Origin of the sequence: Paenibacillus sp. FSL L8-0641, assembly GCF_038006265.1 — a bacterium.
Taxonomy (GTDB): domain Bacteria; phylum Bacillota; class Bacilli; order Paenibacillales; family Paenibacillaceae; genus Paenibacillus; species Paenibacillus polymyxa_D.
Genome location: NZ_JBBOUW010000001.1, coordinates 2,413,920 through 2,440,207, shown reverse-complemented (window position 1 = coordinate 2,440,207; position 26,288 = coordinate 2,413,920). Strand labels below are relative to the sequence as shown.

Below are 26,288 nucleotides of genomic sequence, written 5' to 3'. Positions count from 1 at the left end.
TCCTTCCATCATTAAAGTAGGATGAATATGTGGCTACCGCAATTCCGGCAACCGGTCCACGTCGATTCCGTGAAACACGAAACCATTCGCAGTATATGTCTCATAATACGTTTTGCCGTTGCGGTAAACCATCAGATCCTCCAGATGGAAGCCGCCCATCAAATGCAGTTTTTCCACCCCGCTACTGCGGCGCTCATGCACAAAACCCAGTTTGTAAATACGCGAAGTAATGTCCACATCCATCGCATAAGGAAGAAATTCGCCTTCGTAGTCACCAAAGAAGTACTTTTCTTCATACCGATGCTCATGGGTATAGTCGAGCAAACGTACGTTAATTCCGCCATGTTCCTCTAACGTTTGATACAGTTTTCTAAACAGCTCATCCTTCGGAACGACCAGCCGATTTTCATATGCAGCAGCTACATTCGCACGCCGCAATAATTCTTCTTCGAAGGTCTGATTAAACGGCTGTGAACTGAGAATCAAGGTACGACAGGTCTGCGTAAGTCGATCCACCAATGCGGACAGACCCCCGTCCAGCAATCCGGATACAGGCCCCATATGCCGGGTATCAAAGAATATAGATTTTCCCCGCTTGCTTTCCAGCTCACGCATGACATCCTCTGTCACACGCTCGTAATACTCGAACAGGTTTTGACCTGTGTAACTGTCGGCCTGCCGAATACTGTCCGTTGCAGCTTGATGCAGTTCACGCTCCAGGCTGGCAAGCTGTACTGTAATATGCTTCGCTTGTGCATGCCATTTCTCTAGTGCCAGTTCATAGCGGCGAAGTAACTCCAAATCCGCTTGAATCCGCAGCATGTGCAGCTTGTGCCCGTAAACTGTCTCGGTCAGGTAACGGATCAAGCTGCGCACATTATGCTTATCCATGAGTGGTAGTCGTTGAAAAGGCTGGTCCTCCACCCGCCCGTTATACAGGGTATCCAGTTCAGCGGCACTAATCTGCAAGTCATTGGACGTATCCCGAATCAGCCCCCGAACAGCCGTAAGCACATTCCCTGTTTTATTTTCATCCGTCCAGTCTGTCAGCTCGAAAAATCCGATTTCAGGATATTCCTTGGCAGCTGCATTCACAGCCAACTGCAGACCTGATTCCGCCTGAAAATCTCCCAACCGTTTGTGCACAATCCGTTCACAATTATCACGGAAAAAGGCTTCGCAGCCCTGACCAAACAAGGCTTCCTCCGCCTCACGTAATGTCATTCGCTTCAACGAGCCGTAGCTAGCTCCGCTGGTCATCAGTGCACTCATGTCCGTGATCGCTTCATTACCAGGAACTAGATCATTTCGCGTGCGACCGCGCTCAGCAGCATCTAAACCAAAATAATTCAGCTTATCGCGTATGTCCCACTCCTGCTCTGTTCTCATACGCTCTAACAGCTTCACATAAAAGTGATACAGCACCGTAAGTGCGATTGACTGGTTAGGGCGGTTGACTCGGGAAAATCCAGCCGACACATAACCCTGCCGCCCGGATTCCGTCATGATGTTGTTTTTAAACGATGTATTGTTGTATCCCCCATCCTGTGACCGATAGGAATCTCCTGCCTGATAACGGTTTTTAAGAAGCTGAATGTGGCAAATGATGTCACAGCTTTCTCGCAGACTATTTGGCACCGTTACGCCGCGTTCGTTCTTGTCGGACAGCACATAGACGAGATCGAACAACGGCGATGGAGCATGGGATACCGGAATGCTCAATTTGTCCTCGGTCATATGAAGCGGTGCCGTAAACGTATACTCCGGACTCTGGATATAGTCCAGCTCTCTCATGAAAGCAACGGACGTTGCACTACTGTAGCCAAATTGGGCAGTCTGATCGCTTTCATTCACCAACACATACAGATCCATTTGTACCGATTTAAAAGACTGTGCAAAAATATACTCCGCCAACAGTGTAACTTCAGGGATTAATACGTTCATGGGGTCATCCGCTGTCGTCAAAATCGACAAATGGACACGCTCGAACGAAGAATACAACCGACCGTAATCTGCCAGATGTCCACTAGCCCGGCGCAACGCGGTGTTAAGCTCAATTAGCTGCGATTCATGTGTATAAAAAGCTTGGTGTAAGTCACGGCGTATCGTTTGGTGGCCACTTTCCTCCGGTACCGCTATCGTATGAATAATAGCATCCACCGAACGATCTACAGCCGCATGTTCCTCCTGCGAGCGGATCTGAATATACGTTACTCCCGTGCTGTTATCCCACTTGGTCCGGTTGATATCTGCAATGGTGTTCATCACCGGATTCATGCGATCACCGATAAAAAGAAACACGGACGGGAAATGGATGCTGCTGCGTCCATCCCCGCTTCCGATTAATTGGTCCTCTGCGGCTGCATAGTCAGCCGCATAACGTAACAGCTGCTCTCTCATACTTTACTTCAACTTTCTGCGGATGTCGTTTAATTTTCCAGCCATTTGAGCATAGAATGCATAAAGTTCCGCTCCGTTAGCCAGCTCCACCTTTTCATATTCCAATTGATTACGGGCCTCTGTATAAGTCGCAGCCAGTTCATCCAGCTTTGCCAGCAATGGTGTAATATCCTCAGATGAAGTCAATACAGCATCACGGCGATCCGCCTTGCGCATTAGAGCTGCAAATTTCTTTTCTTCCAAACCACGGAAGTTTGTAAACACTTCAAACTCCACATAATTGCGACTCTTCATGACGTTGGCAAACGGCTCCCAAGCCTCTTCCTCTTCGTCACGATCATAGACATACAAAGCGCCTTTTTTCGTAATCGTGTCCGTATAGAGAGCCTGAATGAACTGATCAAGCCATTTTTCTTCATCCTGATATTTACCCAGCAAAGCTTCCAGTTCAGCGGCTTTCGCTTCAATTTGTGTATATTTCACCAGTTCTTCACGAACCACCTGTGTTAACTCTGGTGAACGGATCAGGTTTTCCTTCGCCATCTCTTCATTGATGCTGCCAAAGATGTCCTTGCTTCCGGCCTGCTCCAGCCCTTCAGCCAGCAGACGTTTCAACTCAGACCATGCTCTTTTCACCTCACCCAAATTCGGCTTGGATTCCTGCAAACGCATATCGTAGCCTGCCAGCATCGCATTCAGATCTAGCGCATGTGAACGGATTACAGTGAAGCGGCTGCTCGTATTCTGATCGACATCCTTTTCTCGAATCACGCCAAGTGACTTGGCACGGTCAAAATCATTACGAATGCGTGCATTGTATGCTTGCACACGCGAATTGACGTAAGTTTCGCCCCATGACTTTTCAGGAATCGGCGACGGCAGATTAGTCCAGTTGTTCTGGCCTGTTTGCACCAGATGGCGGCCAATACCTTCGCGGTCAAGAATCGTTTTTTCATAGCTTTCTTCATACACTTTGAGCGGCGTATATACAAACAGAGGAACACCATTACGCGTATTGAGCCAGAAAATCCGGTTACGAACTTCACTTTCTTTAATAGTAAAGTGTGATTTTCCAATTGCATTATTTTGATAATTGCGAACGCCTTTTAGGATATTAGGCGACTGTACAGGTACCGAAACGAATCCCCAAGACGGGAAGTACAAGTTGCCAGAGCTATTGCTCAGATGGAACACAGGTACAGCTTCCTCATCCAGTTTGCTCGCAATGTAGCGCTCCACAAATTTTTCAATGGCTTCATCTTGCCCGTATTTCATGACGAGGAAATCCTCCATGGAACGGGTAATGAGATCACCGAACTTATCAGTCAAGAAATTGGAGATTGAGCTGATGATGTCCATATCCTGATCCTTCACCCATTGATCTGAATTTTCGAGCAATTCTTGGGCAAAATCACGAATCAAATCGTCACCGTTGCGGTTATCCAGCAGCTTGGTCACAACTTCAGAAATATCCGGTACACTTACCAGATTCCAATAGTACGTTTTGTTACCTTTGTGATCGGACTGTTCCTCGCCGTTAATCAGCAGATCACCATTCTTCTCGAATATTGCGCTCAATGCGTTCAAAATTTCAGTAAATACATTATAAATGCGGTTATTTTCCTTATTCAACAGGTCATACAGGTCTTCATAAAATTCAATGAGCTGCTCTGTACGTTCCACATCAGCACGCAGCCAATATTCATTAATTTTCGCTTCAATGTACGCATTTTTCTTTTTATCCTTGGATACAAACGCGCTCTTGGCATCGCCCAACTTTTCGTTCGCCTGCTCACGCGCCCATTCAATGTCCGTCGGAATACGGTGCAGTGATTCACGCAACGTCTCCACATATGAAAGCAGCATTTTCAGCAAGCTAAATCCTTTTTCAGTATAAATCATGCGGGATACATAAAACGGTCCTTGCTCAGGATGCAGAAACATCCGGCGAATTTGATCCGTAAACTGTCCTGTAATTTCACCAGGAAGCTGCTTCTTCGCTTTGATATACTCTTCGCGGGCACGCGTCAGGAACGTTTGCTCCAGCTCGGTGTCCATATTGACAACTTGCATTTTAACGACATTGCTATAACTTAACCGTTCACTGTTTTCAAAGCCCGGAAGCGGCTCAGGTACACGGGATTCAAAGTTTTTGATCATGCTATCCAGATCCACTCCCAGCTTGCGGGCAAACTTCTCTACATCCTCTTGATTAGGCGATTGCTCGAACATTTTGGACATTTTGCCAAACATTCGATAAGCCAGATACGTCGTCATTTCCTCCATTGGCAGCACCGCCGAGGAAGCCCCGATAATATTGTAATCGTAGTTTGCTGGATACGCCTTATTCATTTGTGCGATGTTGGTACGGATATTGCTGATATAGTCATGAATGGCAAATTCTTCGCCGGATTGTTTTTCCTCACTCGCCATAAAGTTGGTGATGTTTTCGGCGGTGACATTCATACAGTAATCATAAGCATTTTCCAACAGCTTGCCTTCCGTATTCGTGGCCGAAATGAGATGGCACAGATTAAACGGCGGAAGCGGCGAGTTCACGGTCAAAATATTTCCGTACTGCTGCTTAAAGCGTTCACCACGGCTGTCTACATTCATCCAGTAGTCCAGCTCTTTCAGTGCAGCATAGCCGTTCTTTTTAATATATTCACGTGTATGCTCACTCAGGCTTTTGTTCGCCAAATTGATATCCGGTGTAAACAGATACCCTAATGTATTTACACGGTCTACACCTGCAGAGCCATAATCGCGCTCAATAATTCCTCGGACGATATATGAGATATCGAGGAAAGTACCGCTTCCTGTACCGCCGGACAAACCGGACAGCAGGAACACCATAAGCTTCTTATTGGTGCCCTCAGACAAGGTTTTGATTTTTTTGTCAATGCTTTGAACGACCTGATTAATTTTGGTGAACAGCAGTAATCGTCCTGCCTGACGTACCCCTGCCGCCCCGTTCATACCATCGGTAATGCTCAGCTCTGGAGACAGCCAATCGGTAATGTACGGCTCTAGAATGCTACGGTTTTGCAGCAATCCGCCGATTTCCGCATTGGACAGCAATACAAACTCATTGATGGGGTCCAAACCAATCCCCTTGTATTTTTTGTTGCGGTCTTGTTCATTCGTTTCAAAAGCGAGAAATTCCACATTGTCCGGTTTATCGCTCTTTTTCTTGGAGATCGGATCTGCTGGAAGCTTGAATCTGCGGTTAATTTGATATTTCAAGCGGAGAAGGGCATCAATTCCCGTACCTCCGAGTCCGATAATTAAAATAGGATTATCAATAGTATCCACTCTGATCTTATCGCTTACGATCCCCCCGCCGAGTGATACGTCTAATTGTTGGATATGCTCTCTAACTACTGGTTTCATAGATATGACCTCCTAAGGGTTCGTTTAGCTGTTTACTGAAATAAATTCCAGCAAAATGGTTTTGTCCACACTGGCTAACGGGATGGTCAGACGATCACCGTTTTTGAGTTCAAGACCGTTGCCTGTGTCTACAGCCCGCCCGGATTTTTCAATCGTAATCTCGGAGGTACTGCGCACAATGATACGATCCTGATTGGCTGGTGTGAACACAACCTTGTCGGTTCCAGCAAATTCCGGTGCCAGTTGCAGCAACTGGTGCAGATTAAATTTGCCCCGGAAGGTGTTCAGCTTCTTGTACTGCGGATACGTTTTTTCGCCAGTGTTCTCATCCCGGATTTCCAGTACGATTTGACCGACAAAGCCACGGTTGGCCTTTTTCATAGCCTTCCAGATGAAATATGCGGCAACCAGCAGAACGAGCAGTCCCAGCCCTAAAAGAATGAGTGGCATTAGCTTGGACTTTTCAGCAGGTGTTGTTGGCTGAGTCGTGCCCGTATTTGTACCGCTCGTCGCCCCTGCTTTAGCACTAATGGTTACAGGCTGTGTTTCACGGTAGAAGCTCTTCTCCTCTGCTCTAACGGTTAGTTCGTAGTCATGCTCATCTGGAATCGTATAGGAACCGGTAAAAGAATCCCCTGCGTTGGTTAACGGCACCTCATTCGTTGTACCGGAATCCAGATCCTTGACCTTCAGAACAGCATTCATATTCGCATACAATTCCTGATCCTGAAGATGCTGGCTATTGCTCGTCAGGTAGGAACGAATTTGAACTGCATCGCCTTTTTTGTATGATTTGGCGGGCGGTGCGTCCATTTTCAGCTCCAGATCATAGTTAAATACCAGATTAATATCAATCTGATCCTGCTGGACTCCCTTGACTTGGAGCTTCCAGTCACCAGCCGCAGGCTTGAGCAGTTTAATCAGTGAGTAGCTTTTGGACTTGGACAGCAGCACATCGCTCGAAGGAATCGGCTTGCTGTTGCCCGACGGGTCTATCAGTCTCGCATCCACCGGTTTCGAGGACATGATCGAAATGTTAGCCTCCAGCACACTATCGTTCGGTACGGTTACCGTTACGTCCTGATAGTCGCCGTTTGCCGTAATGGACTGCAAAGGCACCACTTTCAACTTCAAATTGCTGGCGAAAATTTCACTCAGAATGTTCGGCAGGTCATCCGCTGAGCTTGTAATAAAGGACTTGCCGCCCGTTTGCTGCGCTATGTCGGCAAGCTTGTTTTTATTCAGCTTCCCATCTGCATTCAAGCCGATGGTGTAGATCGGAACGCCGCTATTTTTAGCCTCGGCTACAGCCTGTGCCATATCCTGATCGGATTGGCTTTCGGTTCTACCTGTCGTCTTATTAAAATCGTTGTTACCGTCGGCCAGCATGACGAGCATAGGCGCATGTCCAGCTGTTTTACCATCTTGCAAAATGCGGATTGCTTCCTTGACACCCACGGAGGTGTCAGTATACGCCCCCCGGTTCAGTCCGTCAATAAACGTCTTCAGTTCCTGCTTATCCGCTTCGGATGTAATATTAAGCAAGGCTTTCTCACGCTGTACGACATCCGTATACGCTACAATCCCGACCTTGTCATTTTGCGTCGACAGCATATCAATGAACATTTTCATGGCTTCATTGCCAATTTTCCCAGGATCACTGGTGTTCATTGAATTACTTACATCGACGACCAGCACCGCATCCACCTTAGAAGCAGAGGGTGAAGCGGCATTCGCCATCTGTGGCTGCCATGCCAAAATCGAGGTCATGATCATTGTACATATGATTCCGATGACCAAAAACCATTTTCTGTCTCTACTAAACATCGCTTGTACCCCTTTGCCGGTTAATTCTCATTCTAAATTACAGTTGTACTCCCCTACTATTAAATTATAATGAGTTTTACATGAGCGCCAGCTGAAAATACTGCCCGAATGGTCTGAATCCAACCCAAAAGCCTGTTATACCGCGAGATTTTACCAATATCCTGCAGTAATGATATAATTATACCCCAACAAGGGCAATCGGGCACCAGCCTTCTCCTTTATACGACAAAAATAACAATAGCGAAACCCGCCCATGTAAAATATTGAACTAAAAATCCAAGTAGAAAGAGGAAATACACTATGATCTCATACGGATGTCTGGCGATTATGTTTCTTTTTGTCGCCATCAAATCACTAATTTACTATATACATAAAAAACGCGCCCCGTCGATTACACAAATCGACACCGAGCTTCTAGCGCTGCTGAACCGGAGAAGTGAGCACAATGAATAGTTCCAAACAAGCTGTACAATTTCGCCCATTTACCCGCACAGAGTACGCCTTCCAAAAGCTAAGAGTCTGCAAGCGTTGTGGACAATTTACCGCCCTTTGGGAAGAAGAGTGCACATCATGTGGTCGGGATACACTAGTTCCTGTAGAGCAATATGCCAGACTCAGAGCCAAACGTTATTTTCGTAAAGACCTTGCCGTTAGTGTCATATTGCTGGCTGCTACTGTCTTTTTCGGCCACTCGCCGCAACAAATGCTTCTGTGCGGTATCGTCGGTGCGCTTCTTCTGCTGCCCTTGGTGCTTCTACAGCGGGGTATTTATCCTTATGAACAGCGTAGGCAGCTTATACGTCTGCTCAGAGGTCGTATAGGGCAGATCCAGGAAGGACTAAACGTTAATCATAAAAACGCGGTTGCCCTGCGGCAGCTCAGTGAGCGTGTCTCCTATGAAATGCTGCGTGAGATGGCTGTACTCCTTCACAATGATCGGATAAGGCTCCAGCAGGTCGCTCTGCTGCAATCTTTTGTTCTCCGCAAAGACATGGAATTAACGCTCGATCCTCTCCTGATCAAGAGCTTTGAGCCGCTTATGGTCAGATATATCGGAGAGATTGCCAGACTCAATCGTGAGCTGATCAAGGACCGGACATTCCGATACGTAGTCTTTTATGAGCGCCGCATTCTGGAATTAGCAGGGGGCGAAGATATTCTCGTCCGCGTAGCCAGTGCAGCTGTCCGTAAAAAGCGCTACGTAGTCACCCATGCCGCTTTCATTTCCAGATATGTGCGCAAACTGCCAAAGGAACGAGTCCAGCGTTTATATCATATCATTCAAGAGAATCCGTTAGAACCCTTTGGAGATTTGGCCGATGAAGTAAAGATCATGTACCTGATGGAGCAATATAAAAGCTAAGCTGCCATAATGCCCTTCTTTATATGACGTCATCCCGATCACAAATCACTGCAATGAACCAGCAAAAAACCGTCAGGATCGCCAATGTGCCTCCAGACGGTTTTTTAAATTGTGGATTATTATAACATTGTTACTTTTTTATTGGCTATTGGCCTTGCAGTTTTTGCTGCGTATGTCTAATAGAAGTAAAGTTAAAAGCACGCACTCCCTGGCTATCATACACAATAATCTCTTTATTCAAATACGGGTGTAGACCATTAAAGTATCCGGGCATAATCAGTCTGCGCATAAATAGGTTTTTACCCAGCATACGGGGAGAATTGGTCGCTACGACAAGCATTTGCTGGGTTGCAGACCATGGGCTAGGTTGAATATATGACAGACAATACTCGCCTGCCGTAAAATCACCGCCCAATGTATAACCTTCCTCCGTACATGTAATTTGCAGATCGGCTTGGTGCTTGTGAAGCAGCTCATGTCTGGACAAGCCCGAAGTGACACAAATCACGTTGCTATCAGCCAGTGCTTCCTCCGTAATATCAGTGGAAGACACCACCGGATAATGAACACCGATATACGGATTCCAAGTCGCTGTTCGTGGGCTAGCCAAGGCGTTCGCCGTCCGTCTCACCGCCTGCTCTTCCTCCGGTGTAGCGTAGCTGGACGGAAGGACAATGTGAAGACGATCCATATAAACATCAAGCACACCCATACCATGGCTCAAAACGTTTCTTCCCACGCTTTTCGAATCCACAATTTTCTTTTTGGCATCCGATTCTTTTGTAAAGCATCCACTGCTTTCTTCCACCCGTTCGGCAATCAAGCGGTATTCAGGGGAGGGACGTTTGTGTGACTGTGTCTTAACAAAGCGAAAGCGACTGTATTCCCGCAAATCCAACACGAAGATACGGGCTCCGATACGAACTTGAGCCAACTCCAAGGGCATGACCTCTTGAGAAAGATGAATGATAAATTCTTCGGCGTGAACTGCCTCGATATCTAACTCACCTGTGGCACTCATTTCACCGTACAACTCGGCATATTCCTCATTTACATCCATTCGCGTCAGTTCCAGCCAGTAAGCCCGGTTATGTCTGCCCCGTTCCGTCCGGTAGGCAATACGCTGAGGTACGACATCTCTTTTCCATTGCATAAGCCAGCCCAGTACACCGTCCAGAAGTCTCAGCTCATGCGTGTCCCAGTGATTAGAATGACGTTCTACGACACCTTTAAAATGATCAGATGGAAGCGCTGTTACAGGGGCTGTAAATGCTTGTGCAAATAAGTAATCCTGATCTCCGCATACATTCAATATTGGCATATTCAACAGATTTATCAGATGCTTGGGATGTGGCGCTCCAGAGATAACCGCTATAGCCGCAAAACGAGAAGGATAAGCCTGTGCCATCGCCCAAGCAGCGTATGCTCCGTTCGAATAACCCGTCAGATAGACCCGATCTTCGTCCACTCGATACGCTTGCAGTATGACATCCAGCCCCTCCAAAAAAGCAGCTTCTCCAATATAACTGCCCAACGTTACACCACGGCACGAAAAAGTAACGAATATAGCTTCCTCTTCCCAGCCTCGCCCAAAACCTCGATTCTGAAAATCCGGCAAACCCAGCTCATATCGCTTGCCTGGCATCAGAACGATCAGAGGATACTGTCGGTCAGCCGAATAGCTTCTGGGAAGCTGAATGGTATAGCGTTGCAAACTATTGTCCAAACGGGAGACAAAAAATCCTTCCCCAATTCCGTCATTACACAAAAAGATGTGTTCTTCTTGAAGTAAGGATGGGGAATGTGACTGCTCGGTATGTCCATTTGTGAAGATCTGTTTTAATAGCTTGATATATTCACGCACAATCCGGTAATCCCAGATTTCAAAAGGATCTTCTGGAGAATCCGTTAACCTTTTTAATTCCTCAAGCAAGCCCTCTATTTGTATTTTCTGCGCAAAGTGAAGAATATCTATAGCGCGGGCTTGAATGTACCGGTCATACTCTTCCTGCAAACCCTCCACGACGACTGACAAAGGCCGCACAAGTGCCGAATACACAAAATGATGCTCCACAGCCTCATGATCCCGATATGTAACGGTGAAGTGCAGCATTCCCGTATTCCTGGCCTTTTCCTCATCCCAGTCATAGCTTTGCTCCTGCTCCCAATGTGCTGGAAAGCGATCCAGCTTCATGCCCTCATCATCCGTTACCTCGACCCATAACGTTTGATCTAAGGGAAGATCTATCCGATCCTTACGCAGTAAATAAAATAAGATCGGGCTGTCTTCGCCCTCCCTGCCAGCACTTTCTTCAACCTCTAGCCATGCCATATGAAAACGTATATTACGCTCTACAAATTCTCGATGCAGTTCTGTCACATCTGATTCGTCGCATACCTGATTTCCACTGATACGAATAGAGCGGGCCTCCTCGGGAATAAACGCAGCAATGATAACTACCGTGTGATCGCCTTCCTCCAGATACAAGCGAAAAGGACCGGATTCCGCATATACAAGTGTGCCATCTATCCATATTTGTCCCGTTCCTTCAAAGGGTCTGAAAATCACTTCCTGTGCAGCCATACAACGAAGATTTGAAACCAGCAAAAGCCTTTCTTGTTCGGCCAAAGGCGGAAAAACACCTAGATTCAGTTCCGCAGTCCGAGGGTCCAGCTCGGTCAATAATCGGCACGCTGCCTTTCCTCCGGCTGAAAGCTCTACTCCTTCTTCACCACAAGCCTTTTCCAAATTCCAATCCTCATGGGCAAAATAACTTGACCATTCCCTGCCCACACCGCAATTTTCCGGAAGCTCGACTGGACCGACTGCATAAGCAGACGCCAGACGTACCGGATGATCCGACAGCACAGTAGTTGCTTTTTCCAGATGTGTGAACCTCATAACATTCCCCCTCCAGGTTTTTGTTTCCTCAGAGACGTAGTCGCGGTTATATTCCGTTTAACATTCAATTGAACTATATAAAACTATTCGTTATTACCTCTACGTACTCCTCTGTGCTTTTCAAAAAAGAAGCTATTCTCACAACAAAAAAAGAGGCAGCTTCTGCCACCTCTCTTGAACATTACACTTATTTTCTTACAATGCTGCCTGCAAGTCTTCAATCAAATCTTCCAGATCTTCAATCCCAACCGAAATCCTCACCAAACCTTCGGTAATGCCTAACTCTGCACGACGTTCTACCGGAATAGAGGCGTGCGTCATACGTGCAGGAACGCTAATCAAACTTTCAACCGCTCCCAAGCTTTCAGCCAGTGTAAAATATTTCACCTTTTTCAGAAGTGCAACCGCGTTAGCGTCGCTACCTACATCAAAGGAAATGATGCCGCCAAAGCCTTGAGCCTGGATTTTGGACAGTTCGTGCTGCGCATGGCTTTCCAGTCCAGGATAATACACTTTTCTAACCTTCGGATGTTTTTCCAAAAAGGCTGCAATTTCCTTCGCATTTTGCTCAATCGCTTCCATACGCAGACCCAATGTTTTAATACCGCGGATCAATAACCAAGAATCCTGCGGGCCGAGAATAGCACCAATGGCGTTTTGCAGAAAATGGAGTTGTTCTCCCAGCTCGTCGCTGTTCACAACAGCCAGACCAGCTACAACATCGCTGTGGCCGCCCAAATATTTGGTAGCAGAGTGAATGACAATATCAGCCCCGAGTGTAATTGGCGTCTGCCAATAAGGGGTAGCAAATGTGTTGTCGACGATCAGTAAAAGATCATGTTTTTTTACAAGCTCCGAAACAGCGCGGATATCAGTAACTTTCAAAAGCGGGTTCGTTGGCGTTTCGACATACAATGCCTTCGTATTCGGACGAATTGCTTTGGAGATAGCTTCCAGGTCAGTCGTATCCACAAATGTGGACTCAATTCCGATACGGCTGAGCACTTTGCTTACAATGCGATAGGTGCCTCCGTATACATCATCGGTCAGCAAAATATGATCCCCTGCATTAAACAGTGAAAATACCGCATGAATTGCAGCCATACCCGAACCGAAAGCAAAACCACGCTTTCCTTCCTCCAGATCCTTGATCAGCTCCTCCAAAGCAAACCGGGTCGGATTGCCTGTACGCGAATACTCGTATCCCTTATGGACGCCAATTTCCTCTTGCTCATAAGTGCTTACCTGATAAATAGGAACGTTAACCGCGCCTGTATGGGGATCGGTAGGAAGCCCGCCGTGAATCAGTTTTGTTTTGCGTTTCATTTTATATCCCGCCTTCATATATTTTTTTACTCAGATAACGTTCGCTGCTATCCGGGAAAATGGTAACAATATGTGCACCATCCGGTGCATTTTCTGCTTCCAGTAAAGCGGCATGTAAAGCAGACCCTGAAGAACTGCCAACGAGAAGACCCTCACGTGCAGCCAGTTCCTTGACACGGCCAAAAGCATCGACATCACTAATGGTGTGGATGGCATTAAAATATCCTTTATCCACAAATTCAGGAATTAATTCCATGCCAATTCCTTCCGTTTTATGTGGACCTGACTCGCCGCCATTCAAAATGGACCCTTCCGGCTCCACGATGACTGTTTTAAGGGCTGCATTTTGTTCCTTAAGATAACGCGAGGTTCCCATAAACGTTCCCCCCGAGCCTGCACCTGCCACAAATACGTCCACTTTGCCGTCCAGATCGTTCCATATTTCAGGTCCCATTGTCGTATAGTATGCCTCGGGATTATCCGGATTACTGAATTGCCGCGGCAAGTATGCATCTTTTATTTCAGCAGCCAATTCTTTTGTTTTTTCGATAGCTCCTTTCATCCCCTTACTCGTCGGGGTATGAACGATGCGTGCTCCCAATGCCTTCATCAGGTCCTGTTTCTCTTGGCTGAACTTCTCAGGCACAGCAAAAATAACCGAGATATTATAATGAAGTGCTGCCATCGCAAGACCAATACCTGCGTTGCCTGCTGTTGCTTCAATTAATGTCCCACCTGGCTTCAGCTGACCTGTTTTTAATGCTTTTTCAATAAGAGCCTTACCCACCCGATCCTTTACGCTGCCGCCGGGATTCATAAACTCCAGCTTCGCAAACAGGCGAATTCCTCTCGGTAGAGAATAGCTGTTCAGCTCCACTAATGGCGTACGTCCGATGAGTTCAAGGGTATTTTGATATACATTCATAATTTCAAGCTCCTTTTAATGGCGAATCCAAAATAAACCAATGGTCAAAAATTAACGCCTACTGTCGGAGAAGTTCGCTATCATCTCCAAGAAAACATAGTAATGCGGTAAGTATTGATGCAATAAGATTTTATGTGTATTTGAAGCTTTTGTCAAATGGACCAGTCACAATACCCACACCCCCTGCCTGCTTGCTCGATAGGATAGAGAAGATGTCACAAAATATTCCCCGTGCAACATAAGGAGGAGTTCATATATGGGAAAGCAATTTCTAAAGATAGCTGCCGTATATTTTGCCCTCAGTGTGCTGCTTAGTGCCATTATTGGCGTGTCGGGTGATTACAGTCTGTCCAACATTCAGTCTCATATCCATTTATTGGGTTGGACAACGCTTGGAATCATAGGTCTGATCTATGTGGCCTTTCCCGCACTTTCAGTTACTATTCTGGCACATACCCATTTTTGGATGCATAATATCGGTCTGCCCGTGTTGATATTGGCGCTTACAGGTCAAAATTACAAGGTTCCAGAGACTGAAGTTTGGATCGTCACAGGGTGGGTGTTACTCGCAGGGGGGACTATGCTGTTTATGGTGAATGTGTGGGACAGACTGCGCTAGAGCAGATAAGTTCTCTTCATTTGACCATAAAAAAAAGGAGCCTGATCATGTCAGGACTCCTTGATATCTTCATCATATGTTAGCTATATACCAGCTGTACTAGCTAAGTGTCTTACTGTTACTTCACTATTTCATCCTGTACATGTTCTTTACAGAAGTTCTCAACAGCTTGCAGCTCATCCTCTTCAAGTTCAAGATCAATGTAATGATTCGTTACTTTTTCAATTAATTCATACTTCAGCAGTCCTGTCTTTTCTTCGTCTACTAAATAAAGACAACGGATATACAGTCCGTTTTCAGTGTATAGCTCGTCGTCCTCCTCTACCTCTACATCAATGATAAATTCATAACGCTGTCCAGTCAAAATACCAAAAGCATCTTTAATCTGATCTACGGTGTACGCTGTAAAGTTCAACATGTTTTTATTCCCTCCGGGTTTCCTTCAATTACGGTGCATTCTACGCCTGCAGGCAGTAGTTGTTCAACTTGTATACGTACTTCTTGACGACTCAAATCCTGGCCCATGATGGATATCCAGCCCCGATCATTGCGCGAACGAATTAAACGCCCTATGCCTTGTCTGAGTCTAAGTGCCATGTGAGGCATATCTATCTGAATAAACGGATCTGCTGCATCCTTGCGCAGAGCCGTAAAAACCGGATCATTCGGAGGAAATGGCAGTGACCAGATAATAACGTGCGACAGAGAAGGTCCAGGAATATCCAATCCTTCCCATAATGTGACAGCGCACAACACACTTTCCTCATCATTCTGAAAAGCTGAGATCAGATGGCTGATTTCAGCCGAACCTTCGTACAGAAAACGATAGGCAGACGCCTCCGGGTAAGCAACGAGACCCGTCTGGAATGCAGCCAATTCCTCCTGTGAAGGAAACAGGATAAGCGCTCTTCCCTGCGATTTCTCCAGCAGTGCCAGCGCTCTCTGGATTGGATCATCCCCCGCTTGCAACGGGTACAGTGCAGCTTGCATCTGATCGCTGTAGTCATAAGGTGAAGCAACAGAGAACGTTAGCGGATTTTCAATACCGAGACTCTGCGCCATATAGTCAAAAGAGCTTTCTACGGAAAGCGTAGCTGAAGAGAATACGATCGGTATATGCTGCGCAAATACTCGCTCTTTGAGAATCTCTTTTACCATCTTCGGCATAACCACAAGCGTTAATCCATCCTGATCCTCCATCACCCACGAAATGAGAAGTTCAGGACGCTTAAACAAAGCCAACGCGGTTTGAATCATTTCCAAATGTTCTTCCACAATTTTGACTTGATACTCATCCAAAGAGAATAGTCCGCTTTCAAATACAAGCTCTTCCTCGATCATGCCGATCAGTTCTCCAAAGCGGTTTACCTCTCGAGTCAGTGACTCATTCAGGATGAACTCCTTGCGATTAGAACCCTGGACAGGCTGACTGTTCTTATCTAGTGCAGCGAACAAAGCCTCACTTTGGGAGATTGCATCTTCAATCGTCATTGCCAGAGATTCTCGCACTTCTCCCTCCAGCAGTCGGGTAATTATAGACTCAAACTGAGCGTGCTTAAGCTTGTAAGTAAGCGCATTTTGTGCCGCTGTCTCCAGTAAATGCCCTTCGTCAAAAACAACAGAGCTGTGCTCCGGCAGCAACGGCAACTGACCCTCGCGCTTTCTCGCTTCGTAGGTCCATACATGCTCCATATAAAAATCATGAGAGCAGATGACCAGATCTGCCGCTTTGCGATAATGATCACGAGACAACGTCTGACCACAACGATGCCGCTGATGGCAAACGAGACAGTCTTGAAATACATCCCATCCGAGTCTGCTCCATTGTCCATCTGTTAGCTCAGGATATTCCTTTCGGTTCCCGTAAGGAGTGAAGGACTGTAACGTATCTGGAAAATGAACAAAATCCGGTAGATCCTGATAGATATCACGGAAAACATCTGCGTCCTCATCCAGTCCGCTTCGCACCTCATCCAGCTTATTCAGGCAAATATACTGATCTGGCGACTTCCCCAATCTGGCATCAATCGTCAGACTCAAATGCTGTGCCAGCTTGGCGATATCCCCTTCCGGCTTTACCAATTGTTCAATTAACGATTCATCTGCACAGGCGATAATCGCCGGTTTTCTCATGTATCGGGCATATGCAATAGCGTACAGCAGGTATACCAGCGTTTTACCAGTACCCACACCTGCTTCTGCAAAAATGGTCTTTTTTTCCTTATAGGCACGTTCTAGCTGGAATGCCATATAAATTTGTTCATCCCGAACCTCAAAGCCGACTTCAGGCAAAACTTCATAAAATACATCCGCAATCCAGTCACTTGCCTGCTCAATAAACGGCTTGGACGGATCAAAGGCAAAAGGGTAAGTAGTCAATCGGGCTGTGCCTCCAATTCGTTCATAATGTGCATCCTTTCATTATAACGCAAAACAAGCTAAAAAGAACATGAAAACTGTAAGAGCAGCTTATATTTTTTTATGTCGGTATAAGATTCCCTTTAAAATAAAGGGGCATACTTTCGTCTCGGTGAGATGCTACGTTATATTAATATTTCATAAAGAAAGCTACATAGACATCTACGATGGAAATTTTTTGAGAAATGTCTGTTTTTTCCGTAATAGTAAATAGAGAAAATTATCATGACAAAATAAAAGAAACCAGCTAATGTATTACAAGCATTAGCTGGTTTCTTGTTGATTGATGAATATGCATTAAGCAGAAGCTCGTTCTCCTTAACTCATGTTTAAGATTCGCCAATTAGATCCAATTTTTCCCACACTTATTAATACATGGTTTTGTTCTTCTCCATCTATATAAAGCTTAGCTTCAAGCACCCTTATTTCTTGTATATTCATAGTCTGCTCTATAACATTTTTGTTCTTTTCACTATGACTCGATATTATTTGAGGCTTAGAGTACGTGCTACTCACCTTCATTTCCTTGATTTTCTTTAGGTCCATAGCAGCATTCGCTTCTCCCATAACGATACGTTTGCCCACCATATCCGGATTTGAGTTTAAGAACAGTAACATATAAAATTTCTCCCAATACTGTTCATATTCGATAAAGCTTTTTAAAAAGTTATGGCTTTCAAAGGAAGGAATGGGAGCGCCTGCTTGAAGCTCATAGGTATGGAGCAAATTGAAATGATTATCTACTGTATTCGCACGATACTTTTCCACAATAGGAAAACATTTTAACGCACTGTCGAAGTTATGATCATTTACAGCTTCAAAAAAGGCTTCTACCACCAATTCGGGCGTGGAAAATTGCGCCTCAGTGGGTTGTGGCAGATCTGCCTGCAAGTTCTCCAAATAAGTGCTTCCAGGCTGCTCTTTTCTAGCATCTTCAGAGCTGATCTCTCCAGAATGTCCTTTATTCGTACAACCCGCAACCACTACGAACAGCAGCAGGACTACAACTGAACAAAATATCCATTTTCGTTGTCGCATGAATTCATGTTCCCCCATTATTTTGAAAATCAAAGACTACTAAGCTTTCCTTAATAATCGGTGATCTCCTCCGTACTTACAGAAAAGACGATTGCTGATTGTATCGCTGCAACTCTTTTTTATGTACAACAAAGGTATTGGTACAAAGATCGTGGACTCCCTGTTTCTTCGCAGTAAAAGCGACCACAATATATATAAGACGTAAAATCACAAAAGAAACGGCTTTAATCCAATAACGTCCTGAGGCATGCAAGAATCCAAGACGCTTTCCTTCCTTGTCTACAACAATTAAAGAGAACACAAGCTTACCCGGTGTTGCTCTTACCTTCGATGATTCCCATAACACACAGTAAAGCCATGGTACTACGAGCCATAAGATCAGCGGCCAAACCATAAGCAGCACTTGTATGAAACCCGTCTCCTTTATACCCAGAAGATCTGGGATAATGTTAATTGCTCCCCCTACTAAAAGGACTATGCCAGTAAGGATGATCAAATCAATCAAAAACGCGGCTGTTCTTATCCAGAATCCTCCGTACATCCGTCTTTCAGTATCACTTGTTCCTGTCATGATATGTATAACTCCTTTTGAAACGATATTTAAAATCCAGTTTATTCCTTTACACAAGATGATATCATACGGTTACCTACCTATATTGTCAATTTACGAATAAATACTCTTAAACAAGTAAAAGGACCTATTTCCATGCATTAAAATGAAAATTTTTAGGAATTAAGATCTTATATACAATGATTTTTCTTTGATTGGGTACAAAATAAGCGCAGCTACAATCTCTTCCCCCTCTATAAGTAGTACTTTGGCATCGAATTAAATAAAGTCTTTTTTTGTGCATAAAAAAACAGCGTATATGTAAATGAGATTACATACACGCTGCCTCACTATTACTCTGTGGATTTGACAAGCAACAGCTCAGCTCGAATGAGCTTGTTCCGGATCATCTTACTCACTATACATCTTACTCACTATACATCTTACTCACTATATTTTTTTGCATTCAACACTAAACAAACCTTCTTCACCGCGCAGCTTTGCCAATGCCTCGACAAAGAAATAATCGCCATAGATAATGGGAACGTTGATGTATTTTTGCTCAGGATAATGTACGGTCCCGTTCATCAGCAATCCCTCATGCTCCTCACCCCACGCCGTACACGTATGATGCAAGCCCTTGAGAATAGATTCTGCAGCTTCTGTAAAATGCTCCGCACGTGTCGAATATTTTGCCAGCTCTAGCAAACCACTGGCTGCAATCGCCGCAGCCGATGAATCCCATGCCCCTCGGTGCTCTTCTTCTGCTCTAAAATCCCACACAGGCAGGCAAGCATCGCCCAGTTGGGACAGGAAAAAATCAGCCGTGTTCTCGGCCACCTTCAAATAACGCGAATCGCGCGTGTACCCATACGAAAGCGTAAAACCATACAATGCCCAAGCCGTGCCACGTGCCCAAGCAGAACCGGGAGCAAATCCCTGTCCACCATGCTCGGCGACCTTTTTTCCAATCTTTGGATCGAATTCGACCACATGTGCGATAGAACCGTCCGAGCGGACAAATTCACGTGCTACGGTATCTGCATGCTGCACAGCGAGAGCGGCAAAACGCGGATCTCCGCTTTCCTCCGAAGCCCAATAAAGCAAGGGCAGATTCATCATATTATCTATAATCGCAACGCCCCGTGTATCCATGTCCTTCGAGGGGAAGTTCCATGCGCGAATAAAACGGCCATTCACGTTAAAACGGGCAGCCAGCAGATTGGCAGCCAACAACCCTCGCCTTCTGGACTCTGAATCTCCGGTCAGCCGATGGGCGGCTACACCGCTGAGCAGCCAAATAAAGCCAAGATCATGGTCTACAGCTTCGCTATTATAGAGTATTTTTTCCAAACGACCCTCGCACCGCTGTGCAATCCCGGCAGCCACACTGTCAGGACGCGCCCGATTGGTCAGCCACAGTAGCCCCGGATAAAAGCCTGCTGTCCACCACGCTTCTTCACGATTATCATAACGTCCACCCTCAGCAACATGTGGAAAAGCGTCCCCCAGTCTTGCCGCTAAGGCAAGGGTCTTATCCAAAGCCAGCTCCCACGATTGCTCCAGCCACGCTTCTGCTTTCGTCATTTCTTTTCCCTCTCCTTTTTCCACATGTTAAACCATATTCATGGCTCCAGCTCTAACTATTCAGGTAACCGAATGATAAAGGAAATGCGGTTGCCTTCATATTCCAGACGCGCTCCCTTAAGTAAACCATTCCGACAGGCTACTGAAGCTAATTCTTCCGGCCATACCACGTTCGTTCCTTCCGTCGTCGGGATAACTTCGAGGCTTGCGCCTGCGTATTCTACTCGAATGCTTTCCGTTTCTTTCCCGGCTGACATGACATGATGAATTACGCTGCGCTCCCGACCGTCATACGCCATTAAGGGAATAAGTGCCCCTACATTCTGAATATTGCCTTGAATCTCATACGCCACTTCAATTTTGCCAGGTACCTGACGATAATGCGTTCGGATTTCCCTCACTCCCGGGAAGGGACCTTCCCACAGAAGAGTAAAATCCGTTGCTCCGTCAGACGCTGAGCTTTGTTCCAGCTGGACGGTTCCTCCGCCATCCTGCGGGTCAATCCCTCCATCCCGATCGAACTCGAGCGTACCGGGAATGCCTTCCGACAAGCTGTGCCACTTTCCGTCCTCCGTTTGCCAGGCCGGGGTATAGCTCAGCGGGAAAATATCTCCCTCCGCGAAGCCTGTAAAGCCGCGGTCTGCATGACCTGCTGAGGACGGACCGATCAGCGACGGCAGCGCAGACTGCTGAATACGCACGATGCCCGGAACATTATACGGGTCGTTGACCGATGTTTGCACAAGCATTTGCTGCCCCTCTACGGCTGCAATGACAGTCTGGAACCAGCCATCCGTTGCCAACACCCGGCTGCCGATTTCCGCCGGGATGAAGGTTGGAGAAATGCGATCCATCTCCTCCCCATATAGAAGGGTGTGGGCCAGCACAGCCGCCGTCCACAGACTGTAGCAGGTATGATTTGAATACACCTCAAAGCCATGCCGTGCCTCGGACGAATAATGGTTGCGGACGATATGCAGCTTGCCGTCATCGGTCTGCCAACGGCTAATCGCTTGCCAACATAGATCTGCTGCCCGTCGGAACGCACCTGCGAGCCCATGCTCTCCTGCTGTAATAGCCTGCTGAGCATGTGTTGTAAAGACAAAGGCCGCCGCCGCTTCGTTCCACTGATGCTGGGCGCTTCTTCCACGCGGCGGAATTTCCCCGTGCGGGGATAGCGCCAGTAATGTGCTGAGCGCCCCCCTGCGAAGGTGGTCACGCAGTTCGAGTGCGCAGCTGCCATCATACCCGTTCTCCAGCATCACGCCCAGATGGAAGCGTGTAACGATATCGTAGGCAAATGGGCTATTGGGCCGATCCAACGGACCATCCTGATACAGGCCCAAACCGGTAAAACGAGGCAAATGGTAGCTTCGGATATACTTCTCCATCCATTCCGAATCGGCTGCAATTCCTTCCGCTGCACGCAAAAACTCGCCGGAAATCATAATCGCATTCCAGTTGATCATCCGGTTCGGGTTTTTCATTTTGCTCATCGTAAAAATGTAGGTCTGCTCCGGCTGAATTCTGCTCAGTTGTTGCTTCCATGCCGTGGCTTGTTCTGGCAGCAAATTTTTAAGGAGCCGATACGCTCCCATCATCATAATTGGAAAAAAGTCTGGGTGGTGATCGGGCGCTTTTTCCTCCACTACACAAGCTATGCTATGCGTCAAGGCCGCAGCAGCAGATTCCAGTAAATCATGCCGGCCTTCTTTGACCAATACCGCCGCAGCGAACGCATAGGACGGGGTGGAGTAGTACCGTTCACTTTCAGAATGGGGGTCAATGATAGCTCCAGTTTCATCCTGATGCAGGGCATATGCGCGAACCAGCTTTTCCAGCACGGCCAGCTTATGTTGGTGAGTCCATCCGTCATTCACTTGGTTCGGTGCGCTTTCCACCTGTTCTATAAACCTCTCCAGCTCCGTCTGCCAAGGGTACACGCTGCCTGTCTGCAGCTTATTCATCCTGTCTGCCTCCCATTCAAAATGAAAATTAATGTATGGTAAAAAATAGATTGCAATCTACGCTTGCAGAACCGTTCCAGTGATTGGAGCCCAGCTGCAGCGATGTTTTATAAAACACAAAGGAAATTCCGTCATGATCTATGTGCTTCACAGCCTCTAACCCTGCCTGCAGCACGCTGGCATCATAATCCAGCCTGACGACCGCGCTCGTTCCCTTCCATTCCACGAAGTTTGCTCCCAGATTAGGCTGAATGCGGCTGATGAAAAGCTCCTCCACATCCCATGACTTCATGCTCACGCCAGACGCTTCAAACTCAAAATGATCTGTGACGGTAAGCCTTGCTCCATTGCTTCCCTCCAGCACAGTCCATGTGAAGGAGCGGGTGAAGACTGCCAATTCTTCTACGGGATAAGCAGATGTCAAATCAAGCTTAAGTCTTGTGCCTGGCTGTACCTCCTCCTGCTCATCCAAAGCAATATCCAGTACAACCGCCTTTGCCTTTGCGCCCGATTGCTGCATAGTCCCATTGATGACAGGCACGGAGTGACCTCCGGAGGAGATATTGATAATCGACTCTCTTCCCGGTGAAAAATAGGCCTTCGTGTATAAGCCTGCTCCCAGATCACACAATAGATTTTCGCCACCACCATGAAGGATGAAGTGTCCAAGATCGTTATGATTGTGCGGTTCATTGTTATGCCCAGCCTTCGCTGAAAATGCAAGCATGATACCTGATTCACCCTTTTGGCTTCCAAGTCCACTATGGCTGGAACTGCGGCTGCGGCACATCAGCCAACCAAGTTGCGGCAAATAATTGGCAACGGTCTCACCGCTCCCAAATGCCAAAGGATTCGTCCAGACCAGATTACGCAATACATGAGCCCAGCGGCGACAGGGGTCTTCCAACAGACCAGGTACGCGGAAAGGGAGTGTAGATGGTCGTTCTTGCAATGAATTCAAATGAGAGATGAGTCCGGAAGGCAAACGTTCCGTTTCACTACTGTCCGAATAATTAGCAAAAATGCCATCCGACAGATGAACCCGCTCTGCAAAGGCTGCGATTTGCCTAATCTTTTCCGAGTTCAGAATATCCACTGCTCCTTCGGTAAACTCACGCAGCATATCGGCAAAATAAATGAAATAACCAAAGCCGTACACCCAGTATCCTACGCCTTCGGGGCATCCCCCGTCCTCACTGTAGCCTGCCAAAAAACAATCCAGTGCGCCCAGCATGCTCTCGATGGCTACCGCTCTGGAAAAGTCATCTTCTACCAGCAGCAATGCTGCAATTCCACAACCCGAAGCACATACTGCCGACCAGTTATGATCTGCGGTTTCCCATCCAAAATGACGAGGCTGCCAAAAAACGGGTTCCAGTACACGACGTTCGATCTCTTCGTGCACCTGAGCGACCACATGGCTAGCCAGTTGTTCTCCTAGCAGCAATAAAATTTCAACCAGCATTTGTGCTGTTTCGGACGTGAATAAATCCACCTGCTGCCAAGGCGGTGTTACTGTGTCCTCTTCATTGACATGTGCAGGAAGCGCCCAGGTGTACTCGCTGCATATGTCCAGCAGACCGCTTTCCACCGCTTTTATCTTTCGAGGCTCCGGCTTGACAACCGCTTCCAGCACTATAGCAACCAGTCGTCCACGCCGTCCAAAGTACACATCCTCATACGGTTTGCGCTCCCCTGTATTAGCAAATTCCCGAAACAGAGACAACGGCAGTTCAGGCCATGATGTTTCCCGATTATCTTTACAGGCACGCTCAATATCCTTCCAAAACTCGGCGTATATCGGCTCAGAGACAGTCGTCCGCAGCCTTTTTGTCCAATTACTCCTTAACCGTTGCCTTGCTGAATCCTGCATACTACCAGCCAGCGCCTTAACGAGCCGCGAAGCAGGCCAAGCCTCCCTCAGAAGACTCATTTGCCTTTCCTCCCCATGAGAAGCATTCGTTTCACCCTCTTTTTTTGTTAACGCTTTCATTGTATCTAACAATCATCCTAAATTCAAAGGGGTAGAAAAACAATACCGCAAAACACAAAAGAACCTCCACGCCACGTTGCTGTAGTCATGGAAGTTCTTGTTCTACTCTTTTGCCAGACTGAGTCCAGATTGGCCTGGATTTATCGTTTCTAGACCTTTGGCTTTTCTGGTTTCCAGTTTTTAATTCCGTCATCCTCCAGAATACCCAGTGCTGCATCTGAGATATTAGGATCACGTAGCAAAGCGTCCTCGACTCTAAATTTAATATCGTCAGCATCTGCCAGCGTCATGCCCGGTGTAAGCTCAATCAACCCTTCCACGTGATAGTAGCGTCCTTCCTGCAAAATACGCATTTGATAAATATCCGTAACATGTGTGTCTGCTAGAATAATGGAAGCCACACGTTCTTCGATATCAGGAGGAGCAGATACACCGATCAAACCTACCATGTTGTCGTAACCGACCCGGAAAGCAACACCGACCATCAGACAACCGATGAGAATACTTGAAATACCGTCCAACAGTTTAAAATCGGTCAGCGATGTGACCACCACTGCTAGCAGGGCGAGTACTCCCCCCGTTGTTGCTACCAAATCTTCATAAAATACCAGACGGGTTGGCGGTGCAGCACGCCCCACGTGGCGGAACGCAGTGGTGAAAATGCTTAGCCCCTTCGCTTCTACTCTGGATTCATGCAGCACTTCTTTCATCGCTTTGCTCCATACAAATCCGTCCACCACTAGTGACAAAATCAGCACTACTACATTAATCCAAAATCCATGTGTAGATTCAGCCGGATGCTGAAGCAAATGAATGCCTTCCAATGCGGTTTCATAGGCCATGATCGTTACGACAATAACAGCAACCATACAGAACAGGTTAATCACCCGTCCAAAGCCGGTAGGAAAGCGTTTTGTCGGTTTTTTCTCTGCTAGTACACTGCCCGCGAACACAAACATTTGATTCACTGCATCCGCAATGGAATGCATCATCGTAGCAAACATAGAACCACTACCTGTCAAGGCAAAAGCAATCCCCTTAATCAAGGCAATGCCAGTATTACCTAACGCCGCCGAGCCCGAAGATTTGTTTCCTTTTTTGACCATACTCCAAAAGGAGTCCTCTTTCTGTTTCACTTCCATCTTGTAGCTCCTCCTGAGGTATACATAATCTGTTATATCATCGTTTGTTATGTATTATTTTTAACCCGTCCATATTCTACCTAACCAGCTGAGGAGAATCAATACAAACGATAATATTTTCCATGGAAAAGGAATGCCCCATGTCACCCTACGACATGAAGCATTCCCGTTACAGCCTTCTATCAGACATACCCTCAGGTTAACAACACAGATAATCTACATGCGCTGGCGATCAACATAAGTGCCTGTTTACCAGCTTGATTTCGTAATGCCTGGAATTTGGCCTTGATGTGCCAACTCGCGGAACGCGATACGAGACAGCTTGAATTTGCGCAAGTATCCTCTGGGTCTTCCTGTCAGCTCACAACGGCTTTTCAGGCGTGTTGGAGATGAGTCACGCGGAAGCTTTTGCAAAGCTTCGTAGTCCCCTTTTGCTTTCAATTCACGTCTCAGGTCCGCATATTTAGCTACAATTTCCTGGCGCTTCTTCTCTTTTACGACTTTTGACTTCTTGGCCATGTAAAGCTCCTCCTTGTGTTATATGCCAATCATGAAGGTTCACCATCACTACCACGAGATTGATGAACACGGATATGAACATGATTTCACACCATAAATAGTAATAATTACGATTACTATTTAATATAACGCTGCTCCAAGCGTGTTGTCAACCCAAGCGGTTTGAATCACAACAACATTAAAAAGCCGTTGAAACAGTAGACCCCTTTCACTCTTGTGATCGGTCTGCCGTTTCAACGGCTTTAAAATTTGTTGACTAGCTCTGTTCATTCAGCCAAATGGCAAGCTACCCAGTGATCTGGACGTGCCTCACGATAGA

General features: G+C 46.5%; 18 protein-coding genes. 3 read left to right on the top strand and 15 right to left on the bottom strand.

The genetic code is table 11. The features are described from left to right. Positions 1-33: 33 nt before the first annotated feature. Genes MKY16_RS11150 through MKY16_RS11140 form a run of 3 tightly spaced genes read right to left on the bottom strand, consistent with a single transcriptional unit; the run spans position 34 to position 7,620 of the window. Positions 34-2,400: a transcription initiation factor TFIID gene (locus MKY16_RS11150; protein WP_340885219.1), complete on the bottom strand. Its 2,367-nt coding sequence runs from the start codon at positions 2,398-2,400 to the stop codon at positions 34-36. A gap of 3 nt (positions 2,401-2,403) precedes the next feature. Continuing rightward, positions 2,404-5,793 (bottom strand): tubulin-like doman-containing protein, encoded by a 3,390-nt coding sequence (locus MKY16_RS11145; RefSeq protein WP_340955329.1) that lies wholly within the window; start codon positions 5,791-5,793, stop codon positions 2,404-2,406. Between the two features lie 24 nt (positions 5,794-5,817). Then, positions 5,818-7,620, bottom strand: coding sequence for a vWA domain-containing protein (locus tag MKY16_RS11140; RefSeq protein WP_165147243.1), 1,803 nt, complete (start codon positions 7,618-7,620; stop codon positions 5,818-5,820). A gap of 300 nt (positions 7,621-7,920) precedes the next feature. On the opposite strand from MKY16_RS11140, the gene MKY16_RS11135 reads away from it, so the two are divergent. Both MKY16_RS11135 and MKY16_RS11130 read left to right on the top strand, forming a co-directional pair. Then, the gene (locus MKY16_RS11135) at positions 7,921-8,073 is read left to right on the top strand and encodes a hypothetical protein (RefSeq protein WP_165147246.1); all 153 of its coding nucleotides are present in this window, start codon (positions 7,921-7,923) and stop codon (positions 8,071-8,073) included. Further along, positions 8,066-8,983 carry a hypothetical protein gene (locus MKY16_RS11130; RefSeq protein ID WP_340955328.1) on the top strand — a complete coding sequence of 306 codons (918 nt, stop codon included), beginning with the start codon at positions 8,066-8,068 and terminating at the stop codon, positions 8,981-8,983. Before MKY16_RS11135 ends, MKY16_RS11130 begins: the two co-directional genes overlap by 8 nt. A gap of 145 nt (positions 8,984-9,128) precedes the next feature. On the opposite strand, the gene MKY16_RS11125 is transcribed toward MKY16_RS11130, so the two are convergent. From MKY16_RS11125 to MKY16_RS11115, 3 genes are all read right to left on the bottom strand, one after another. Then, positions 9,129-11,885: a PHB depolymerase family esterase gene (locus tag MKY16_RS11125; RefSeq protein ID WP_340955326.1), complete on the bottom strand. Its 2,757-nt coding sequence runs from the start codon at positions 11,883-11,885 to the stop codon at positions 9,129-9,131. 195 nt (positions 11,886-12,080) lie between these two features. Next, positions 12,081-13,211 (bottom strand): bifunctional cystathionine gamma-lyase/homocysteine desulfhydrase, encoded by a 1,131-nt coding sequence (locus MKY16_RS11120; protein ID WP_029519142.1) that lies wholly within the window; start codon positions 13,209-13,211, stop codon positions 12,081-12,083. A gap of 1 nt (position 13,212) precedes the next feature. After that, positions 13,213-14,136, bottom strand: a complete 924-nt coding sequence (locus MKY16_RS11115; protein WP_029519141.1) for a PLP-dependent cysteine synthase family protein — start codon at positions 14,134-14,136, stop codon at positions 13,213-13,215. A gap of 256 nt (positions 14,137-14,392) precedes the next feature. Here MKY16_RS11115 and MKY16_RS11110 point away from each other — a divergent pair, with 256 nt between their 5' ends. After that, complete coding sequence (locus tag MKY16_RS11110; RefSeq protein WP_029519140.1) at positions 14,393-14,755, top strand: hypothetical protein; 363 nt, start codon at positions 14,393-14,395, stop codon at positions 14,753-14,755. 118 nt (positions 14,756-14,873) lie between these two features. Here MKY16_RS11110 and MKY16_RS11105 read toward each other — a convergent pair whose 3' ends face one another. The 9 genes from MKY16_RS11105 to rpsN all read right to left on the bottom strand — a co-directional run bounded on the left by MKY16_RS11105 (position 14,874) and on the right by rpsN (position 25,969). Beyond that, positions 14,874-15,173 (bottom strand): DUF6509 family protein, encoded by a 300-nt coding sequence (locus tag MKY16_RS11105; RefSeq protein WP_029519139.1) that lies wholly within the window; start codon positions 15,171-15,173, stop codon positions 14,874-14,876. Next, complete coding sequence (locus MKY16_RS11100; RefSeq protein ID WP_029519138.1) at positions 15,167-17,134, bottom strand: ATP-dependent DNA helicase; 1,968 nt, start codon at positions 17,132-17,134, stop codon at positions 15,167-15,169. Before MKY16_RS11100 ends, MKY16_RS11105 begins: the two co-directional genes overlap by 7 nt. 357 nt (positions 17,135-17,491) lie before the next feature. Continuing rightward, complete coding sequence (locus MKY16_RS11095; protein ID WP_340955324.1) at positions 17,492-18,211, bottom strand: hypothetical protein; 720 nt, start codon at positions 18,209-18,211, stop codon at positions 17,492-17,494. 76 nt (positions 18,212-18,287) lie between these two features. After that, positions 18,288-18,782: an RDD family protein gene (locus MKY16_RS11090; RefSeq protein ID WP_029519136.1), complete on the bottom strand. Its 495-nt coding sequence runs from the start codon at positions 18,780-18,782 to the stop codon at positions 18,288-18,290. A 429-nt stretch (positions 18,783-19,211) separates the two neighbouring features. After that, positions 19,212-20,348, bottom strand: a complete 1,137-nt coding sequence (locus MKY16_RS11085) for a glycosyl hydrolase (RefSeq protein ID WP_340955322.1) — start codon at positions 20,346-20,348, stop codon at positions 19,212-19,214. A gap of 56 nt (positions 20,349-20,404) precedes the next feature. After that, positions 20,405-22,315 carry a glycosyl hydrolase gene (locus tag MKY16_RS11080; protein ID WP_340955320.1) on the bottom strand — a complete coding sequence of 637 codons (1,911 nt, stop codon included), beginning with the start codon at positions 22,313-22,315 and terminating at the stop codon, positions 20,405-20,407. Positions 22,316-22,343: 28 nt separating this feature from the next. Then, on the bottom strand, positions 22,344-24,248 hold the full coding sequence (locus MKY16_RS11075; protein WP_340955318.1) for a heparinase II/III family protein: 1,905 nt from the start codon (positions 24,246-24,248) through the stop codon (positions 22,344-22,346). A gap of 209 nt (positions 24,249-24,457) precedes the next feature. After that, positions 24,458-25,450, bottom strand: coding sequence for a cation diffusion facilitator family transporter (locus MKY16_RS11070; RefSeq protein WP_029519132.1), 993 nt, complete (start codon positions 25,448-25,450; stop codon positions 24,458-24,460). Between the two features lie 249 nt (positions 25,451-25,699). Beyond that, complete coding sequence (gene rpsN / locus MKY16_RS11065; protein WP_029519131.1) at positions 25,700-25,969, bottom strand: 30S ribosomal protein S14; 270 nt, start codon at positions 25,967-25,969, stop codon at positions 25,700-25,702. Between the last annotated feature and the right edge of the window lie 319 nt (positions 25,970-26,288).

Excerpts from the sequence above, each read along its gene's own strand:
- MKY16_RS11150 (WP_340885219.1), bottom strand. The coding sequence starts at position 2,400 with ATGAGAGAGCAGCTGTTACGTTATGCGGCTGACTATGCAGCCGCAGAG.
- MKY16_RS11145 (WP_340955329.1), bottom strand. The coding sequence starts at position 5,793 with ATGAAACCAGTAGTTAGAGAGCATATCCAACAATTAGACGTATCACTC.
- MKY16_RS11140 (WP_165147243.1), bottom strand. The coding sequence starts at position 7,620 with ATGTTTAGTAGAGACAGAAAATGGTTTTTGGTCATCGGAATCATATGT.
- MKY16_RS11135 (WP_165147246.1), top strand. The coding sequence starts at position 7,921 with ATGATCTCATACGGATGTCTGGCGATTATGTTTCTTTTTGTCGCCATC.
- MKY16_RS11130 (WP_340955328.1), top strand. The coding sequence starts at position 8,066 with ATGAATAGTTCCAAACAAGCTGTACAATTTCGCCCATTTACCCGCACA.
- MKY16_RS11125 (WP_340955326.1), bottom strand. The coding sequence starts at position 11,885 with ATGAGGTTCACACATCTGGAAAAAGCAACTACTGTGCTGTCGGATCAT.
- MKY16_RS11120 (WP_029519142.1), bottom strand. The coding sequence starts at position 13,211 with ATGAAACGCAAAACAAAACTGATTCACGGCGGGCTTCCTACCGATCCC.
- MKY16_RS11115 (WP_029519141.1), bottom strand. The coding sequence starts at position 14,136 with ATGAATGTATATCAAAATACCCTTGAACTCATCGGACGTACGCCATTA.
- MKY16_RS11110 (WP_029519140.1), top strand. The coding sequence starts at position 14,393 with ATGGGAAAGCAATTTCTAAAGATAGCTGCCGTATATTTTGCCCTCAGT.
- MKY16_RS11105 (WP_029519139.1), bottom strand. The coding sequence starts at position 15,173 with ATGTTGAACTTTACAGCGTACACCGTAGATCAGATTAAAGATGCTTTT.
- MKY16_RS11095 (WP_340955324.1), bottom strand. The coding sequence starts at position 18,211 with ATGCGACAACGAAAATGGATATTTTGTTCAGTTGTAGTCCTGCTGCTG.
- MKY16_RS11090 (WP_029519136.1), bottom strand. The coding sequence starts at position 18,782 with ATGACAGGAACAAGTGATACTGAAAGACGGATGTACGGAGGATTCTGG.
- MKY16_RS11085 (WP_340955322.1), bottom strand. The coding sequence starts at position 20,348 with ATGACGAAAGCAGAAGCGTGGCTGGAGCAATCGTGGGAGCTGGCTTTG.
- MKY16_RS11080 (WP_340955320.1), bottom strand. The coding sequence starts at position 22,315 with ATGAATAAGCTGCAGACAGGCAGCGTGTACCCTTGGCAGACGGAGCTG.
- MKY16_RS11075 (WP_340955318.1), bottom strand. The coding sequence starts at position 24,248 with ATGAGTCTTCTGAGGGAGGCTTGGCCTGCTTCGCGGCTCGTTAAGGCG.
- MKY16_RS11070 (WP_029519132.1), bottom strand. The coding sequence starts at position 25,450 with ATGGAAGTGAAACAGAAAGAGGACTCCTTTTGGAGTATGGTCAAAAAA.
- rpsN (WP_029519131.1), bottom strand. The coding sequence starts at position 25,969 with ATGGCCAAGAAGTCAAAAGTCGTAAAAGAGAAGAAGCGCCAGGAAATT.